This is a genomic window from Sphaerisporangium flaviroseum, assembly GCF_039537005.1.
Lineage (GTDB): Bacteria > Actinomycetota > Actinomycetes > Streptosporangiales > Streptosporangiaceae > Sphaerisporangium > Sphaerisporangium flaviroseum.
In genome coordinates this window covers 57,675-74,902 of sequence record NZ_BAAAZR010000020.1, presented here as the reverse complement: position 1 = coordinate 74,902, position 17,228 = coordinate 57,675, and the positions used below count along the sequence as shown (strand labels likewise).

14 protein-coding genes are annotated in these 17,228 nt (G+C 69.4%); all 14 read left to right on the top strand.

Features of this window, described 5'->3' with window-relative positions:
- Nucleotides 1–43 precede the first annotated feature (43 nt).
- The 14 genes from ABD810_RS25865 (at nt 44) to ABD810_RS25800 (ending at nt 17,109) form a co-directional block, all read left to right on the top strand.
- Entirely contained in the window at nt 44–820 is a 777-nt protein-coding gene (locus ABD810_RS25865) for a (Fe-S)-binding protein (protein WP_344945640.1), read from the top strand.
- Between the two features lie 55 nt (nt 821–875).
- Nucleotides 876–2,291 (top strand): lactate utilization protein B, encoded by a 1,416-nt coding sequence (locus ABD810_RS25860; protein WP_344945637.1) that lies wholly within the window; start codon nt 876–878, stop codon nt 2,289–2,291.
- 31 nt (nt 2,292–2,322) lie between these two features.
- Nucleotides 2,323–2,943: a LutC/YkgG family protein gene (locus ABD810_RS25855; protein WP_344945634.1), complete on the top strand. Its 621-nt coding sequence runs from the start codon at nt 2,323–2,325 to the stop codon at nt 2,941–2,943.
- A gap of 129 nt (nt 2,944–3,072) precedes the next feature.
- Nucleotides 3,073–3,513 carry a hypothetical protein gene (locus ABD810_RS25850; RefSeq protein ID WP_344945631.1) on the top strand — a complete coding sequence of 147 codons (441 nt, stop codon included), beginning with the start codon at nt 3,073–3,075 and terminating at the stop codon, nt 3,511–3,513.
- Nucleotides 3,510–3,827: a winged helix-turn-helix domain-containing protein gene (locus ABD810_RS25845; protein ID WP_344945628.1), complete on the top strand. Its 318-nt coding sequence runs from the start codon at nt 3,510–3,512 to the stop codon at nt 3,825–3,827. Before ABD810_RS25850 ends, ABD810_RS25845 begins: the two co-directional genes overlap by 4 nt.
- Nucleotides 3,820–4,740, top strand: coding sequence for an ABC transporter ATP-binding protein (locus tag ABD810_RS25840; protein WP_344945625.1), 921 nt, complete (start codon nt 3,820–3,822; stop codon nt 4,738–4,740). The genes ABD810_RS25845 and ABD810_RS25840 overlap by 8 nt, the downstream gene beginning before the upstream one ends.
- Complete coding sequence (locus tag ABD810_RS25835; RefSeq protein ID WP_344945622.1) at nt 4,737–5,906, top strand: ABC transporter permease; 1,170 nt, start codon at nt 4,737–4,739, stop codon at nt 5,904–5,906. Before ABD810_RS25840 ends, ABD810_RS25835 begins: the two co-directional genes overlap by 4 nt.
- A 168-nt stretch (nt 5,907–6,074) precedes the next feature.
- Entirely contained in the window at nt 6,075–7,184 is a 1,110-nt protein-coding gene (locus tag ABD810_RS25830; protein ID WP_344945619.1) for a GNAT family N-acetyltransferase, read from the top strand.
- A gap of 172 nt (nt 7,185–7,356) precedes the next feature.
- A complete protein-coding gene (locus ABD810_RS25825) occupies nt 7,357–8,439 on the top strand; it encodes a sirohydrochlorin chelatase (RefSeq protein ID WP_344945616.1) in 1,083 nt (360 codons plus the stop codon).
- Nucleotides 8,440–8,475: 36 nt separating this feature from the next.
- Nucleotides 8,476–9,855: a nicotinate-nucleotide--dimethylbenzimidazole phosphoribosyltransferase gene (locus ABD810_RS25820; protein ID WP_344946396.1), complete on the top strand. Its 1,380-nt coding sequence runs from the start codon at nt 8,476–8,478 to the stop codon at nt 9,853–9,855.
- A gap of 127 nt (nt 9,856–9,982) precedes the next feature.
- Nucleotides 9,983–11,023, top strand: coding sequence for an agmatinase (speB, locus tag ABD810_RS25815; RefSeq protein ID WP_344945613.1), 1,041 nt, complete (start codon nt 9,983–9,985; stop codon nt 11,021–11,023).
- 55 nt (nt 11,024–11,078) lie between these two features.
- Entirely contained in the window at nt 11,079–12,314 is a 1,236-nt protein-coding gene (gene cobA, locus ABD810_RS25810) for a uroporphyrinogen-III C-methyltransferase (protein ID WP_344945610.1), read from the top strand.
- Nucleotides 12,315–13,111: 797 nt separating this feature from the next.
- Nucleotides 13,112–15,463, top strand: a complete 2,352-nt coding sequence (locus tag ABD810_RS25805) for a dynamin family protein (RefSeq protein WP_344945606.1) — start codon at nt 13,112–13,114, stop codon at nt 15,461–15,463.
- Between the two features lie 26 nt (nt 15,464–15,489).
- Complete coding sequence (locus ABD810_RS25800; protein WP_344945603.1) at nt 15,490–17,109, top strand: GTP-binding protein; 1,620 nt, start codon at nt 15,490–15,492, stop codon at nt 17,107–17,109.
- Nucleotides 17,110–17,228 lie beyond the last annotated feature (119 nt).

Below are 17,228 nucleotides of genomic sequence, written 5' to 3'. Positions count from 1 at the left end.
CGTCTGGCTGATGTAACTCGACAACCTCCAGGAAGGGGGTGCGATGCGGGTCGCCCTGTTCATCACGTGTGTCAACGACACGCTGTTTCCCGGCACGGGGAAGGCGGTCGTGACGCTGCTGCGCCGCCTCGGCTGCGAGGTGGAGTTCCCGTCGGCCCAGACCTGCTGTGGCCAGATGCACGTCAACACCGGATACCGGGACGAGGGGGTGCGGCTGGCGCGGCACTTCCTCGACGTCTTCCAGGGGTACGACGCCGTGGTGGCCCCGTCGGGCTCGTGTGCCGCGATGGTCCGCGAGCAGTATCCCAAGCTGGCGGCGGGGATGGGCGCGACGCGGGCGGGGGCCTTCGCGAGCGTTCACGGCGGGCACTCGCCGTTCGCCGAGGCGGTCGCGGAGGTGACGCCGAAGGTGTACGACCTGTCGGAGTTCCTGGTCGATGTCCTAGGCGTCACCGACGTAGGCGCATATTTCCCACACCGGGTGACATATCACCCGACGTGTCACTCGCTCCGCGGGCTGCGCGTCGGAGACAAGCCCACCCGCCTCCTCCAGGGCGTACGAGGCCTGGAGCTCACGCCCCTGCCCGGAGCGGAGGAGTGCTGCGGGTTCGGTGGCACCTTCGCCGTGAAGAACGCCGCCGTCTCGGCCGCGATGTGTGCCGACAAAGTCGGAAATATCATCTCAACCGGGGCTGAGGTGCTCTGCGCCGCCGACAACTCCTGCCTGATGCACATCGGCGGCACGCTCAACCGCATGCGCACCGGTGTCCGGATCATGCATCTGGCGGAGATCCTCGCCGCCACGGAGGCCGACCTGTGACGCCCGCACCGGTCACCGGCGGCCGAGCGCCGGCACCCTGCGAAGGAGAGGCACGATGAGCGGGCCCGGCGCCTTCCTGGGGATGCCCTCCTTCCCGAAGAACGCCGAGAAGGAGCTGCAGGACTCCCAGCTCAGGTACAACCTCAGGAAAGCCACCCACACGATCCGCGGCAAGCGCGCGGCCGTCGTGGGGGAGCTGCCCGACTGGCAGGAGCTGCGCGCGGCGGCCAAGGCCATCAAGGACGAGACGCTGCGCAACCTCGACCGCTACCTGATCCAGGTCGAGGAGGCCGTCACCAAGGCGGGCGGCCACGTCCACTGGGCGTCGGACGCCGCCGAGGCCAACCAGATCGTCACCGAGCTGGTCAAGGCCACGGGCCAGGCCGAGGTCGTGAAGGTCAAGTCGATGGCCACCCAGGAGATCGGCCTCAACGAGGCACTGGCCGGCGCGGGCATCACCGCCTACGAGACCGACCTGGCCGAGCTCATCGTGCAGCTCGGCGACGACTGGCCGTCGCACATCCTGGTGCCGGCCATCCACCGCAACCGCTCGGAGATCCGGGAGATCTTCCGCGAGCACATGGCCGAGTGGGGCCGTCCCGCCCCCGAGAACCTGAGCGACGATCCGAGGATGCTGGCCGAGGCCGCGCGCCTGCACCTGCGCGAGCGCTTCCTGGCCACCAAGGTCGGCATCTCCGGCGCCAACTTCGTGGTCGCCGAGTCCGGCACCCTGGTGGTGCTGGAGTCCGAGGGCAACGGCCGCATGTGCCTGACCCTGCCGGAGACGCTGATCAGCGTGGTCGGCATCGAGAAGGTGCTGCCCACCTGGCGCGACCTGGAGGTGTTCCTGCAACTGCTGCCGAGGAGCTCCACCGGCGAGCGCATGAACCCCTACACCTCCATGTGGACCGGCGCCGTCGAGGGCCAGGAGTTCCACCTGGTGCTGCTGGACAACGGCCGTACCAAGGTGATGGCCGACGAGATCGGGCGTCAGGCGCTGCGCTGCATCCGCTGCTCGGCCTGCCTCAACGTCTGCCCCGTGTACGAACGCGCCGGCGGCCACGCGTACGGGTCTGTCTACCCGGGGCCGATCGGGGCCATCCTCACCCCGCAGCTACGCGGGATGGACTCCCCGCTGGACGCGTCGCTGCCGTACGCCTCCAGCCTCTGCGGCGCGTGTTACGACGTGTGCCCGGTCGCCATCGACATCCCGGAGGTGCTGGTCCACCTGCGGTCCAAGGCTCCGCACGGCCCGGTGGAACGGCTCGGGCTGAAGGCCGCCGGCTGGGTGCTCGACAAGCCGGTACGGCTGGAGCGTGCCCAGCGCCTGGCCACCAGGTTCCGCGGGCTGGTGCCGAAGAGGCGCCTGCCCGGCCCCGGCGCGGCCTGGACCGACACAAGGGATGTCCCGGCGGTGCCGGAGGAGTCGTTCCGCGACTGGTGGGACCGCACCGAGGGAGGCAGCCGATGAGCCGGTCGTTCCGGGCCAGAGGAGGTGCCCGATGAGCTCACGAGACCGGATCCTGTCGCGGATCCGCTCCGCCGTGGCGGGCGCGCCCGAGGTGGAGATCCCCCGCGGGTACCGCACATCGGGCCCACAGGCAGGACGGGTGGAGTTGTTCGCCGAGCGGGTCCGTGACTACCGTGCGATCGTCCATGTCGTGCCCGAGTCGGAGGTGGCCGCCACCGTCGCCATGGCGCTGTCCGGCCGGGGCGCGCGCCGGGTGGTCGTACCCGACGGGCTGCCGGAGGAGTGGCTGGCCGCGTCCGATCTGGACCGGCTGCGGGACGACCCGCCGCTGGGCCCCGCCGACCTGGACGCCGCCGACGGCGTGATCACCGGCTGCGCCGTGGGGATCGCCGAGACCGGGACCATCGTGCTGGACGCCGGGCCCGGCCAGGGGCGCAGAGGGCTGACCCTTCTCCCCGACTACCACCTGTGCGTGGTGGGGGCCGGGCAAGTGGCGTCGAGCGTGCCCGAGGCCGTGGCCCGTCTCGATCCGGCACGTCCCCTGACATGGATCAGCGGGCCTTCGGCGACCAGCGACATCGAGTTGAACCGCGTCGAAGGCGTGCACGGCCCCCGCACGCTCGAAGTGGTCATCGCGGAACCCGCTTCCTGACGCGTCCCGGCACCCCGGCATGGCTCTGAGGGCTGTGCCGGGTTCGTCATGTCTGGAGGGATAGGAAAGTACTTGAACGGGAGTTGAGTACTTGCTACATTTGCGAGTGCATGAAGGGCAGGGAAGCGAATGAACGCCAGTGAGGAACTGAGCCCGGGTGACGCGCTCCAGGAGATCGACAGGATGCGCCGGCACGTCGGGCGGTCCACGAGGTGGACGGGATGGCTGTTCCTCATCTGGGGTTTCTCCGCGGTGACCTACTGGTCGGCGATGTTCTTCGTTCCCGCGTGGCGCGCGTTCGCGGGGGTCGCCTGGCTGATCATGACCATCCTGTCCACGGTGTACGTCTACCGGCAGGGCGTCTACGGCCATGGCTACACCCGCCTGCAGGGCACGGTCACCATCGCCTGGGTCATCACCATGGCCGGCGCGGCGCTCACCGGCATGTACGTCCTGCCCGGGGACCCATCCGGCTGGTGGATCGCCCTCGGCGTGACCGTCGCCGTGGTGGCCGCGCTGCCCGTCCTGTACGCCGGATGGCGGTTGCGCCCCTGGGAAGGCGCGCGGTGAGCGGAAACGGAGCCCACCCTCGTCACGGTCTCGACCAGGTCATCCACACCCCGGTCCGGCTGTCGATCATGGCGGCGCTGGCCGCCGCCGAGAAGGTCGAGTTCCGGTTCCTGCGCGACACGATCGAGGTCAGCGACTCCCTGCTGTCCAAGCACATGCTCGTCCTGGAGGAGGCCGGTTACGTGAAGGTCGAGAAGGCCTTCGTCAGCAAGAAACCCGGCACCTGGCTCTCGCTCACCCCCAAAGGCCGAGGCGCGTTCCAGGCGTACGTCTCAGTGCTCGAGAAGATCACGAAGGGAACCCCCCATGCTTGAGGCCGACGGGCTCAGGAAACGGTACGGCGACACGGTGGCCCTCGATGGGGTGAGCCTGAAGGTGGGTCCCGGCGAGATGTTCGGCTTCGTCGGTGCCAACGGCGCCGGCAAGACGACGACGATGCGCATCATCATGGGCGTGCTCAGCGCCGACGGCGGCGAGGTCCGGTGGAACGGCAAGCAGGCCGGCCACGAGATCCGGCGCCGCTTCGGCTACATGCCGGAGGAGCGAGGGCTGTACGCCAAGATGCGCGTCGCCGAGCAGATCGAGTACTTCGGCACCCTCGCCGGCATGAGTGCTCAGGCGGCGCACCGGTCCTCCGACGCCCTCATCGAGCGGCTCGGGCTCACCGAGCGGCGCGACGACCACGTCGACACCCTGTCGCTGGGCAACCAGCAGCGCGTGCAGCTCGCCGTGGCCCTCATCCACGAACCCGAGGTGCTGGTGCTGGACGAGCCCTTCTCCGGCCTCGACCCCATCGCGGTCGACGCGCTGGCCGGTGTGCTCGCCGAGCGTGTGTCCGCGGGAGTGCCGGTCGTGTTCTCCAGCCACCAGCTCGACCTGGTGGAGCAGTTGTGCGACTCGGTGGGCATCATCAAGGGCGGCCGCATGATCGCCGGAGGAACCGTCGCGGAACTGCGCGCTCGGGAGTCGCGCAAGCGCCTGCGCATGGTGGTGACCGGCGCCGCACCGGGCTGGATCGACCGGCTGCCCGGAGAGATCATCGCCAAGACCGACCGGCCCCCACAGGGGGATCCGGCCGTCGAAGACCACGACAGCTACGACGAGGTGATCCTGGCGCCTTCCGATGACCAGGAGGCGCTGCGCGTTGCGGCCCAGGCGGGCCGGGTCCGGCACTTCGCATGGCAGGAACCCTCGCTCGCCGAGATCTTCCGTGAGGTGGTCGCATGAACGCCGTAGCCCTGGTGGCCCGTCGCGAGATCAACGTACGGAGCCGCACCAAGGGTTACCGGTACGGTCTCCTGGTCACGGCCGTGCTCGTGGCCGTGCTGGCGGCCCTGCCCAAGCTGCTCGGCGGTGGCTCCGACTACACCGTGGGCCTGGTGGGCCAGCATGCCGATCGGCTCCAGGCGGCGCTGACCGCGCAGGCCGCGCACGAGACCGACCTCAACCTGGAGATCAAGCGCTACCCCGACGAGGCGGCGGCGCGCAAGGCCGTCGCGGACGGCGACGTCGAGGCGGTGATCGCGGAGAACGCGACGGTGATCTCGAAGACCGTCGTGGGCTCAGGGCTCTCGGTGTTCCTCGACACCGCCCACCGCATGGTGGCCACCGAGGTCAACCTCGCCTCCGCCGGCCTCGATCCGGCCAAGGTCGGGCAGGCGCAGCAGGTCCCGCCCATGAAAGAGGTGACGCTCAACGGCAGCGGCGAGGACGCGACGATCCGCAGCGCGATCGCGATGACCATCGTCGTCATCCTGTTCATGCTGCTCATCCAGGTCTGCACCTGGGTCGCGATGGGAGTGGTGGAGGAGAAGGGCAGCAGGATCGTGGAGATCCTCCTGACCGCCGTACGTCCGTGGCAGCTCCTCGCCGGCAAGACGATCGGCCTCGGCCTGCTCGGGCTGTCGCAGATCGTGGTGATCGCCGTGGTCGGCCTGGCGGCGGCGCAGATCACCGGCGCGGTGCCTCGTCTCCCCGACGGCACGTACGGCGTCGTGGCGAGCGCGATCGTGTGGTTCCTGCTCGGCTACGCCTTCTACTCGGCGATGTTCGCGGCGATCGCCTCGCTGGTGACCCGGCAGGAGGAGCTCAGCGGGGTGCTCACCCCCGCCACGATGCTGCTCATGGCGAGCTACCTGATCGGGTTCGTCGCGGTCCAGAGCCCGGACAGCACGCTGACCCACGTGTTGTCGATCGTCCCGCCGTTCTCGGCGATGGTCATGCCGGTGCGCTCGGCCGTCATCGATGTCCCCCTCTGGGAGACCGGGCTGGCGATGGGCCTGATGCTCCTCGCCGCGGTGGTCGTCCTGCTCATCGGCGGCCGGATCTACGAGCGGGCGGTGCTGCGTACGGGCGCCCGGGTGCGGTTGCGTGAGGCGCTGAAGACGGCCTGACGGAGAGCTGCGGCACCAGCGTGACCAGACGACTCCCGGGAACGGTGTGACCAGAGAAGAACGGGCCCTTGACGGCCGGGTTCACTTGCCCGGCCGTCAAGGGCCCGTCAAGTTGCGGACGACCCCCAATGTGCGGTGAGCTGATATGTCCGCACAGGGGAGATGGCATTGACCGGTTTCGATCAGCACCTGACGATCACGACGAGGCGACTGGTCCTTCGACCCTTCGGCCCCCGCGACGCCGACCGGGTCCGCGCGATCGTCGAGTCCGGTGCGCGGTTCCTCCCGCCCGGCGTGCCCGGCCACGTGTCGGGCGTGGCCCAGTGGCTGTCGTACGGCGCGCACGAGCTGTGGCGATCCGGCCAGGGCATCCACCTCGCGATGGTCACCGAAGGCACGATCGTCGGAGCCATCAGCCTCTTCAGGACCGTCTGGGGCGCCGCCACCGCCGAGATCGGGTACGGCGTCCACCCCGCGCACCGAGGCCGCGGCTACGCCCCGGAAGCGGTCAGCGCGCTGACCGAATGGGTGCTCACCAAGGGCGGCCTGCGCCGCGTCGAGCTCCGCGCCAACCTCGACAACACCGCCTCGCTCAGGGTCGCCGAGAAGGCCGGCTACACCCGGGAGGGCGTGCTGCGCGGCGCGGGGTACGAGGACGACGGCCCGCACGACCTGGTCATCTTCGGGATGCTCTCGCGCGACATCGTCATGGGCCCGCCCACGATGAACGGCCGCGGCTTCGGCAGCGGCATACGGCTCGAGAGCGAACGCCTCATCCTCCGCCCCTTCACCGGCACCGACGCCAGAGACGTCCACGCCGCCGTCGAGCGCGACCCGGAGATCCACCGCTGGATGCCCTGGGCCGAGGGGTACGACCTCCAGCGCGCCTACGACTGGTGCACCAGGTTCGCGCACGCCGACTCCGTCAACGGCGTGCAGTTCGCCATCGAGCCCAAGGCCGGAGGCCGCCTCGCCGGATCGGCCGGCGTCCAGCGGGCCGACTGGGAACGCGGCGACGTTGAGATCGGCTACTGGATCTCGCCCTGGGCCCGGCGCCAGGGTTACGCCTGCGAGGCGACGCGGGCGGTGACCACGTTCCTCATGATGCGGGGATTCCACCGCGTCACCCTGCTCGCCGCCGTCGGCAACGTCGCCAGCCAGGGCGTCGCGCGGAAGGCCGGCTTCGTCGAGGAGGGGATCCTCCGGCGGGCACTGCCCGTGACGGGCGGCATCTCGGACGCCGTGCTCTTCAGTTTGCTCAAGGGTGAGATGGACTGAGGTAAGGCCCGTGCCGGGAGGTTCGCGCCAGGCGTCCCGTCAGCCAGATCACGATGAACGGTCGGTCTTGCTTTTACCAAATGCGGCGCAAAGCGATGTCCATGGATTGACAGATTCGTATATCCTCGCGACCCGACCAACATATCCGCAGGTCAAAGTATCGGAGATCCACATGAAGCCGCCGCTCCTGCTCATAGGGCACGGCGCCCACGACGACACCGGTGCGGCAGAGTTCGGCCGTTTCGTCCACCGGTTGCGGTGCCGACTCGACCAGTTGGTGGCGGATGTGTCAGGTGGGTTCGTCGCCAAGGGACGACCGTCACTGGGCGAATCGGTCGCCTCGCTGGTCGCCCGAGGCCACCATCGCCTGGTGGCCGTACCCCTCGCGCTCGGCGACCGCGGCGACATCCCCGACGCGATCGCCCGGGCACAGGCGGTCCATCCGACGCTCACCTGCGACTTCGGCAGGGCGCTCGACGCGTCCCCCCAGGTGCTGGCGCTGATGGCCGAGCGGCTCGCCGACGCGCTCGCCGAGATGCCCCGCCTCGCCGCGGTCTCCCTGGCCGACGAGCACGGCGACGCGTCCTGGGAGCCGGTGTCGCCCGCGGAGACCGCCGTGGTCCTGGTGGGCCACGGATCCGCCGAGACAGCGGCCAACGCCGAGGTGCACCGGGTCTCGCGGCTGTTCTGGGAGACGCACGCGCCCGAGTTGCTGACCGTCGAGACGGCCTACGTCGCGGACGCCCCGCCGTCGGTCGCCCAGGGCATCGAGCGCTGCCGCCGCCTGGGCGCGAAGCGGGTCGTCGTCCTTCCCTACCTGCTGTTCGCCGGAGGCGTGCTCGAACGCATCTGGGCCGAGGCCCTGGCGTACGCCGCCGGGCACATCGATCTCGACGTGCGCTGCGCGGAGGTGATCGGCGACTGCGAGGGACTCGCCGACCTGATCATCGACCGCTACGAAGAGACCCTCACCACCGCCGACCCCCCCACCCCGCCATTGAATGGTGCCGAGCCTTTGGCCGGTGCCGAGCCTTTGGTCGATGTCGAATCTTTGGGCGGTACCGGGTCACTGGACGGCACCGCGCTCCTGACAGGCGTCCAGTCTTTGGAAAGCGCCGAGACCTTGAATGATGTCGAGATCTTGAGTGGTGTCCAAGCCCTGGAAGAGGACGGGCAGGAGGGCACGCGTGTAGGTCAGCCGCCTGTGCGGAGGCTGCCCAGTGACGAGGCCGCCATGGCAGACGGGCTCGTCTGACCCATGAGTGCCGACGGGCTCGTCTGACCCATGAGTATGGAAATCATCGAGCAGACCCTGGCGGCGATCCGGCCCGCCGACCAGCAGGCCATGGCGGAAGCGCGCGCGCATCAGGATCGCCTGACCAAGCCCCGGGGCGCACTCGGCGTGCTGGAGGACGTCGCCGTGCGGCTCGCCGGGGTCGCGAGAGCCTGCCCGCCCCCGCTTCCCACGCCCGCCGCCCTCGCCATTTTCGCCGCCGACCACGGCGTGCACGCCCAAGGGGTGACCCCCTGGCCGCAGGAGGTCACCACCCAGATGGTGATGAACTTCCTCACGGGTGGCGCCGTGGCCAACGCCTTCGCCGCCCAGGTCGGCACGTCCGTGACCGTGGTGGACGTCGGCGTCGCCTCCGATCTGCCCGACGTCCCCGGGCTGCTCTCCCGCAAGGTCGCGTACGGCACCGCCGACATGACGAACGGCCCTGCCATGACCCTCACCCAGGCCGTGGCCGCGGTCGAGACAGGGATCTCGGTAGCCCGTGAGCTGATCGACGCAGGAGCGGCCTGTCTGATCACCGGCGACATGGGCATCGCCAACACCACCGCATCGGCCGCTCTCATCTGCGCCTTCACGGGAAGGGACGCTGCGGAGACCACCGGCAGAGGCACCGGCATCGACCCGGCCACCCTCGACCACAAGGTCGACATAGTCCGCCGCAGCCTCCGAACCAACGGCCTCCCCACCCCCACCAACACCCCCCACGCCCCGCAACCGGGATCAACCGACGGTCCCCTTTCTCAGACCACGACCGGACCGGCCTCCACCGGCCCGATCAACGGTCCTTCGTCCCAGACGGTTACCACCGGCCCGATCGACGGTCCTTGGTCCCAGACGGTTACCGCCGGCCCGATCGACGGTCCTTCGTCCCAGACGGTTACCGCGTCGACAGATACCGGTCCGGTCGATGCTTTCCCGTCTCAGACCGCGACCGAGCCATCGGGTGCCGGTCCGATCGGCGGTTCCTCGTCCGAGGCGGTGGCCATTGCGGTGCGGACACTCGCTGCGGTCGGGGGTCTAGAGCATGCCGCCATCGCCGGGTTCGTACTCGGGGCCGCCGCTGCGGGTGTGCCGGTGATCCTCGATGGAGTCATCGCCGGATCGGCTGCGCTGGCCGCCGCCGCGCTCGCACCCGATGCCATCGACTACTGCGTGGCAGGACACCGCTCGGCCGAGCCAGGACATGCCATCGCGCTCGACCATCTCGGCCTCCGCGCCTTGGTCGATCTGGAGCTCCGGCTCGGCGAGGGCACGGGAGCCCTCCTCTCGTACCCCCTGGTGAGCGCCGCCGTACGCGTCATGCACGACGTCGCCACCTTCGACTCCGCCGGCGTAACCGACAAGAACCCCGAACCCGCCCTCGACCAGAACTCCTGAGCGCCAGGGTCGTTACCCTCCGGTGCCATGGTGCTTCGATTCAGGCGCATGGAATGTTCCTCGGCGGACGTTTCCCGGCAATGCGGTTAAATGGTGACATTCTGCTATAGAGCCTGATTGGACCCATATGCGCTACGGCCCGATGTTCGGACCCGACATCACCTTCCTCGGCGTGGAGCGCTGCGATCTGAGCGATCCGGAGAGCTTCGCCGGCGCGGACGTCGTGATCGTCGGTGCCCCGTTCGACGGGGGCACCAGCAACCGCCCCGGTGCGCGCTTCGGCCCGATGGCCCTGCGGCAGGCCTGCTACCTCCCCCATGACGGGTCCCGTCCCAGCCTCGCCCTGCGCGTCGACCCGCTTCAGGATCTCAAGGTCCTCGACGCCGGAGACGTGGAGTGCTACTCGGGCGACATCGAGAGCTCGATCCGGGACATCGAGAACGCCGTTCACACGATCTCCGCGTCCGGCGCCATTCCGCTCGTCCTCGGGGGCGACCACACGATCGCCCTGCCCGACGCGCGCGGTGTCGCCCGCCACCACGGGTTCGGACGAGTGTCCATGATCCACTTTGACGCCCACGCGGACACCGGCGACATCGAGTTCGGGCACCTCTACGGGCACGGCCAGCCGATGCGGCGGCTCATCGAGTCCGAGGCGATCCGCGGGGACAGGTTCCTGCAGATCGGCCTGCGCGGCTACTGGCCGGGTCCGGAGACCTTGAGCTGGATGGCCCAGCAGAACATGCGCTCGTACGAAATGACCGAGATCGTGGAGCGTGGACTCACCGAATGCCTTACCGAGGCGTTCGTCATCGCGACCGACGACTGCGACGGCGTGTTCCTGTCGGTGGACGTCGACGTGTGCGACCCCGCACACGCGCCCGGCACCGGGACTCCCGAGCCCGGCGGACTGTCCGCGCGGCAACTTCTCGACTCCGTCCGGCGCATCTGTTACGAGCTGCCCGTGGTCGGCATCGAAGTGGTCGAAGTGGCCCCGCCGTACGACCACGCGGAGATCACCGCGTACCTCGGGAACCGAGTGATCCTCGAGGCGTTGTCCGCCATCGCACGTAAGCGCGAGGTGGAATCGGGCGGCGAAGCCTGGGATCCTCGCAAGCCCCTTCTGGAGGGAAGGCAAGCTGTGCCTCCCACCACACAGGGCCTGTAGGTTTACCTCACGTACAACGGGTTTTGCCTCTTTCCGGGAAAGGGATCACCGTCCCATGTCGTCGCCCTACCTGCTGGGTCTGCGCCTCAACGGCAGGCGTGTGCTCGTCGTCGGCGGCGGGCGCGTGGCCCAACGCAGGGTGCCCACCCTGCTCGAAGCAGGTGCGTCGGTCACCCTCGTGTCCCCGAGCGTGACACCGGCTCTCGACGACCTCATCGCCGACGGCCTGATCACCTGGGAGCGCCGGTCCTACCAGGTCGGTGACTGCGACGGATCATGGCTGGTCCAGGCGTGCACCGACAACCGATCCGTCAACGCCGCCATCGCGGCCGAGGCCGAGGCCAAGCGCATCTGGTGCGTACGTGCGGACGACCGCGACGCCTCCGCCGCCTGGACCCCCGCCAGCGGGCGCGTCGACGAGATCAGCGTGGCCGTCACCGCTGGAGGCGACCCGCGCCGGGCGGCGGGCATCCGTGACGCCGTGGTGGACGCCCTGCGCGACGGCACGGTGGACGCCCGGCGCAACCGCACCAAGCCCGTCGGCGTCGCGCTGGTCGGCGGTGGCCCAGGTGACCCTGGCCTGATCACCGTCCGTGGACGCCGGCTCCTGGCCCAGGCGGACGTGGTCGTCGCCGACCGCCTCGCGCCACGTGCACTTCTGGACGAGCTGGCGCCCGACGTCGAGCTCATCGACGCGGCCAAGATCCCGTACGGCCGCTACCTCGCCCAAGAGAAGATCAACGAGCTGCTGATCGACCACGCGCGCCAGGGCAAGTTCGTCGTACGGCTGAAGGGCGGTGACCCTTTCGTCTTCGGCCGAGGCGGCGAGGAGATGCTGGCCTGCGCGCGCGCCGGGATCCCCGTCGTGGTGGTGCCGGGGGTCACGAGCGCCGTCGCCGTGCCCGCCGCCGCCGGGGTGCCTGTCACCCACCGGGGAGTGAGCCAGGAGTTTCACGTGATCTCGGTTCACGTGGCGCCAGACGATCCGAAATCAACTGTTGACTGGGCGGGACTGGCGAGATCACCGGGAACCCTGGTACTTCTGATGGCTGTTGAACGAATAGCCATGATCGCTGACACACTTATACGAGATGGACGTTCGCCGGAAACCCCCGTGATGGTGGTACAGGACGGTACTCTTCCGACCCAGCGAGCTCTTTATGCCAGCCTTTCCACGGTGGCGGAGCGCGTGATCGCCGCTGGGACGCGGCCGCCGGCGATCGTGATCGTCGGTGACGTCGTCAGGGTCGGCCAGGAGATCGAGATGGTTCGAGCGGAGCGGGTTCCGTGAAGTCGGCTGCCAAGAAGACGGAGCGCGCCGATGAGCACACCGAGCAGTCGGGTGACGCGGTGATCGAGGGGAAGGACAACGTCCCGGAGACTCCGGGAGAGCGGACGGTAACGTTCCAGGCGATACAGCCTGGCGACGCAGACCCACGCCTCCCTCAGCCTGCCGGGACATCGGACACGGCTGCCCCGGACCAGGAGATATCGGGGAAAGACGACACGTCTGCTCCTGAGCAGGAGCCAACCGGGAAAGACGACACGGCCGCCCCTGGCCAGGAGCCCACCGGGAAAGACGACACGGCCGCCTCCGATCGAGAGCCCGTCCCCAACCCGTTCCTCCGTACCGGTGACGCCGAGACCGGCGACGTGGAAGCCGCTGGCACCGGAGCCGCTGCCGCCGCAGCCACTGGCACGTCCTCCACCGGCGCGACCCCGACCGACGAGGCGGCGACGAACGCCACGACCAGCGACGCCGACACCGGTCACGCCGACACCGGTCACGCTGAGTCCGGTGACGTATCTACCGATCACGTTGAGACCGGTGACGCCGAGATCCGCGACGCGGACACGGCCGGCACCGAAACCAGCGCTGCTGTTACGGGCAAGCCCGACTCCGGCCAGGCCGAGACCGGCGCCCCTGAGGACGATTCACCCGCAGCCGATGACTTTTCTTCTGACCAATCCGATTCGACGCCTGTGCAGGCGGAAGTTTCCGCTGGAACGCGGGACATCTGGCCCGTAAAGGAGGACCTCCCGTCCCACAGAGAGGACGTCTTTCCGGACCGTAAGGACGTCTCATCCGTGGCGGAGGACGTCTCGGCCAGGGCGCAGGACATTTGGTCGGTAAAGGAAGACGTCCCATCCGACGGCGAGGACCTTTCTTCCGACCGTCAGGACGCCTCTCCCACGCCGGGCGACGTCCCCGCTGGAGTCCAGGACATCTGGTCGGTGAAGGAGGATGTCCCTTCTGATGGTGAGGACGTTTCTCCGGACCGTCAGGACGTCTCCTCCGTAGCAGGGGACGTCTCCGCTCCGGTCCAGGACATCTGGTCCGTGAGGGAGGACGTCCCTGCGGGCCCGCGGGACGTCTCCTCCGTGCCGGGGGACGTCTCCGCCGGCGTGCAGGACATCTGGTCGGTGAAGGAGAACGTCCCGGCCGGTGGTCAGGACGTCTCGGCGGGTGGTCAGGACGTCTCGGATGGCTCTGATGACGGGCCCGGTGAGTTGCCGGACGTTTCGCCCGCGCCCGCCGGCGTCCCTCTTGACCTCTTCCAGGAAACGAAGCGGCCCAGGGACATCGAAGCGCGCAGCGTGTGGGAGCCGGCCGGTCCGGTTCACCAGACGGGTGACGCCGTACCTCCCAATGACGCTGTCCCTGCCAAGGACTCCGCCGCGTCGGACGACTCCGGGACTCCCGACGACGCCGACAGCGGCTCGTCCCATGCGCCCGAGCGCGTTCGCGAGGTGCCGCTGCCCAAACCGGTCTCACGCGTGCTGACGGCCGCGCTCTCCGGGCTGAGGGACAGCGTCACCGGGCTCCGGCTCGGTCTCGACGTTCCCGGGGTCGACGAGGCGCGCAAGGCGCAGGCCGAGATCCTCGCCCAGATCGAGGACTACGTCATCCCGCGCGTCCACATGAGCACCGCGCCCGCGCTCATCGTCGTCGTCGGCTCCACGGGCGCCGGCAAGTCGACCCTGGTCAACACCCTCGCCGCCGCGAAGGTCAGTGCCACGGGAGTGCGCCGTCCCACCACCGGCACCCCCGTGCTGGCCTGCCACCCCGACGACCGCGAGTGGTTCGCCAAGGGGGACGTGCTCGGCGGCATGACGCGGGTCGACAGGGCCGGCTCCGACGGGGGCCTCGACCGCCTCGTCCTCGCCTCCACCGAACGGCTTCCCCAAGGCGTGGCGCTGCTCGACACCCCCGACATCGACTCGGTGGTGGAGAGCCATCACGAGGTCGCCCACCGCATGCTCGACGCGGCCGACCTGTGGGTCTTCGTCACGACCGCGACCCGTTACGCCGACGCGCCCGCGTGGAACCTGTTACGCCTCGCCAAGGAGCGCGGTGCCCGCCTCGCCATCGTGCTCTCGCGAGTGCCGGTGAAGTCTCGCGAGGTGATCGACAAGCACTTCGCCCGGATGCTCCAGGAGTACGGCCTCGGCGACATCGAGCGGTTCGTCATCAACGAGTCCAAGGTCACCGCGGGACGCCTGCCGGACGAGGACGTCGCCGAGTTACGCATGTGGCTGACCGAGCTGTCCGTGGACGAGCAGCGCCGCACGCAGGCCGTCCAGGCGACCCTCGACGGCGTCCTCGACAGCTTCCGCAGCCGTATCCCCGCGCTGGCACGGCACCTGGAGGCGCAGGTCGCCTTCAGGGCGGAGCTGCGTACCGACGTGGACGCCTCTTACATGAGCGCGCTCGCGGAGATCGACGAGGCGACGACCGACGGCTCGCTGCTTCGCGGCGAGGTCCTCGCCCGCTGGCAGGATTTCGCCGGCTCCGGCGACCTGATGAAGACCCTGCACCTGCGCCGTCCTGGCCGTGTGGCCACCAAGACGAGCCAGCAGGCTCCCGTACGGCTGCGCGCCTTCAAGGCGGCGCTCCGTTCCGGGCTCGAATCCGTGATCGTCTCGGCGGGGCAGCGTGCCGCCGAGGAGGTCGTCGCCAGATGGCGGCAGCGTGACGGGGTGGGCGACCGCCTCACCTCCGGTCAGGGCCTCGGGCGCCCTTCCGACGAGTTCGTGCGCCGGGTCAGCCGTACGATCGGCGCCTGGCAGGAGCATGTCGTGGCGCTGATCCGCTCAGGCGGCGTGACCAAGCGATCGGTGGCCAAGCTGCTCGCCTTCGACGAGGAGTCGCTGGCTCTGGTGTTCATGGTGGGCCTGCTCGGATATGGCAGCTCCGACGTCGCGACGTCCTCCGGCACCGGCACCCTGCCCGAGCGCCTGCTGCGCGGGCTGCTCGGCGCCGAGTCACTGCGTAGCATCGGGATGAAGGCGCGCAGTGACCTGCGTGCCCGTATCAGCGTGCTCTTCGACGAGGAGACGCTGAGGTACGTCCAGGTGCTCGATGAGGCGGGGATCCCCGACGAGGCCGCGGCCAAGCGGCTCTACCAGGCAACGTACAACCTAGAGGTCGCCCGATGAGTGTCAGCGGCGCACGTGCCGGGAGCATGGAAACTCGGCATGACGTGGGCTATCGGCTCTCGGCTCTGGCAAGGGTCGTCGAGCTCGGTCCGGGCCGGGTCGATCCCGCGTTGATCGCAGAAGCCGGCAAGCTTCTGCTCCGCGCCGGTGACCGTCTCAAGCTCTCCGGCGACCACACCGTGGTGGCCCTCGCCGGCGGTACGGGGAGCGGCAAGTCCTCGCTGTTCAACCGCATCTCCGGGCTGGAGCTGTCCCCGACGGGCGTACGCCGGCCGACCACCGCGCGCACCCACGCCTGCGTGTGGGGCCTGGACGGCGCCGGGCCGTTGCTCGACTGGCTGCAGATCCAGTGGCGGCACCGTTTCGCCCGTGCGAGCGCCCTCGACCGGGGGGAGAGCCAGCTCCACGGCCTGATCCTGCTCGACCTGCCCGACCACGACTCGATCCGGGCCCTCACAGACCACGAGGCCGACCGCCTGATCCAGGTGGTCGACGTGATCGTCTGGGTGCTCGACCCCCAGAAGTACGCCGACGCCGCCACGCACACCAAGTACGTCGCCGAACTGGCGGGGCACGAGGCGGTCACCGTGTTCGCGCTCAACCAGGCCGACCGGCTGGCCCCCGAGGAACTGGCCGAGTGCGTCGTCGACCTGTCCGACCTGCTGAAGCGGGAGGGTGTGCAGCACCCGCGCATCGTGCCGACGTCGGCGACCACGGGCAGGGGAGTGAACAGCCTCAAGAGCGTGCTCGCCGAGTCCGTCGCCAACCGGCGGGCCGCGATCCAGCGCCTGGAGGCCGACGTCGACCGCATCATGGACCGGCTGACCAAGGTCATGCCCGCGCCCGAGGCCATGGCCGTGCAGCCCACCGTCGACCTCGCCAGGCAGGAAGGGCTGACCGACGCGCTCTGCGATGCGGTCGGCGTTCCGGCCGTGGGGGAGGCGATGGAGAACGTCTACGGTGTGCGCTCCATCGACTGGGTCGGCTGGCCGTACGCCCGGTGGGCCGCGCGTCTGCGGCCCGACCCGCTGAACAGCCTTCGCCTCGGCAACCTGCGCGAGGAGATCAAGTCCGTGACCGCCGCCTCGGTCAGCGCACAGCCCGCCGAGGTGGAGAACGCCGTACAGGCTCTTGCCGACGGCCTGAGCTCCGGGATGCCCGAGGCCTGGCAGAACGGGGTCAGGGACGCCGCGCGTTCGCAGCTCAACAGGCTGCCGCAGGCCCTCTCCGAGGAGCTGACCGAGATCGCTCCGCGCCTCGACAGGGTGCCGGGATGGTGGTGGCTGTTGAAGATCTGGCAGTACTTCCTGGTCGTGCTGTTCGTCGCCGGTGTCGGCTGGGCGGGCGCGATCATGTTGTACGGGGTCTTCGATATCGGCCGGGCGCCTGCCGAGCTGCTCGGCGATGTATCGGCACTGCCATGGCTGGTACTGATGATCGTGAGTGTGCTGGGGCTGGGCCTGTTGTCCGCCATCGCCAGCCGCAACTTCGTGGTGCTGGGGGCGGGCAAGGAGCGCGACCAGCTCGAACGGGAGATGCGTCGGCGGATCGGCACGGTGGCCAAGGACATGGTCATCAAGCCTGTGGAGCAGGAGCTCCGCCGCTACAACGAATTCTTCGCCTCCCTGACCTCCGCCCGCCACTGACCGCCCACCTCGGCCTCCCTGTTTCCACAGGTCGGGCGTGCGGTGTGCCTGCTTCTACAGGCGGCCGTGCGGTGTGCTGTTTTCCCCAGGCCGGCGTGGTGCCTGTTTCCACAGGAGGG

Bases quoted from the DNA above. Each gene is read 5' to 3' on its own strand.
- ABD810_RS25865 (WP_344945640.1), top strand. From the start codon at position 44: ATGCGGGTCGCCCTGTTCATCACGTGTGTCAACGACACGCTGTTTCCC.
- ABD810_RS25860 (WP_344945637.1), top strand. From the start codon at position 876: ATGAGCGGGCCCGGCGCCTTCCTGGGGATGCCCTCCTTCCCGAAGAAC.
- ABD810_RS25855 (WP_344945634.1), top strand. From the start codon at position 2,323: ATGAGCTCACGAGACCGGATCCTGTCGCGGATCCGCTCCGCCGTGGCG.
- ABD810_RS25850 (WP_344945631.1), top strand. From the start codon at position 3,073: ATGAACGCCAGTGAGGAACTGAGCCCGGGTGACGCGCTCCAGGAGATC.
- ABD810_RS25840 (WP_344945625.1), top strand. From the start codon at position 3,820: ATGCTTGAGGCCGACGGGCTCAGGAAACGGTACGGCGACACGGTGGCC.
- ABD810_RS25835 (WP_344945622.1), top strand. From the start codon at position 4,737: ATGAACGCCGTAGCCCTGGTGGCCCGTCGCGAGATCAACGTACGGAGC.
- ABD810_RS25825 (WP_344945616.1), top strand. From the start codon at position 7,357: ATGAAGCCGCCGCTCCTGCTCATAGGGCACGGCGCCCACGACGACACC.
- ABD810_RS25820 (WP_344946396.1), top strand. From the start codon at position 8,476: ATGGAAATCATCGAGCAGACCCTGGCGGCGATCCGGCCCGCCGACCAG.
- speB (WP_344945613.1), top strand. From the start codon at position 9,983: ATGCGCTACGGCCCGATGTTCGGACCCGACATCACCTTCCTCGGCGTG.
- cobA (WP_344945610.1), top strand. From the start codon at position 11,079: ATGTCGTCGCCCTACCTGCTGGGTCTGCGCCTCAACGGCAGGCGTGTG.
- ABD810_RS25800 (WP_344945603.1), top strand. From the start codon at position 15,490: ATGGAAACTCGGCATGACGTGGGCTATCGGCTCTCGGCTCTGGCAAGG.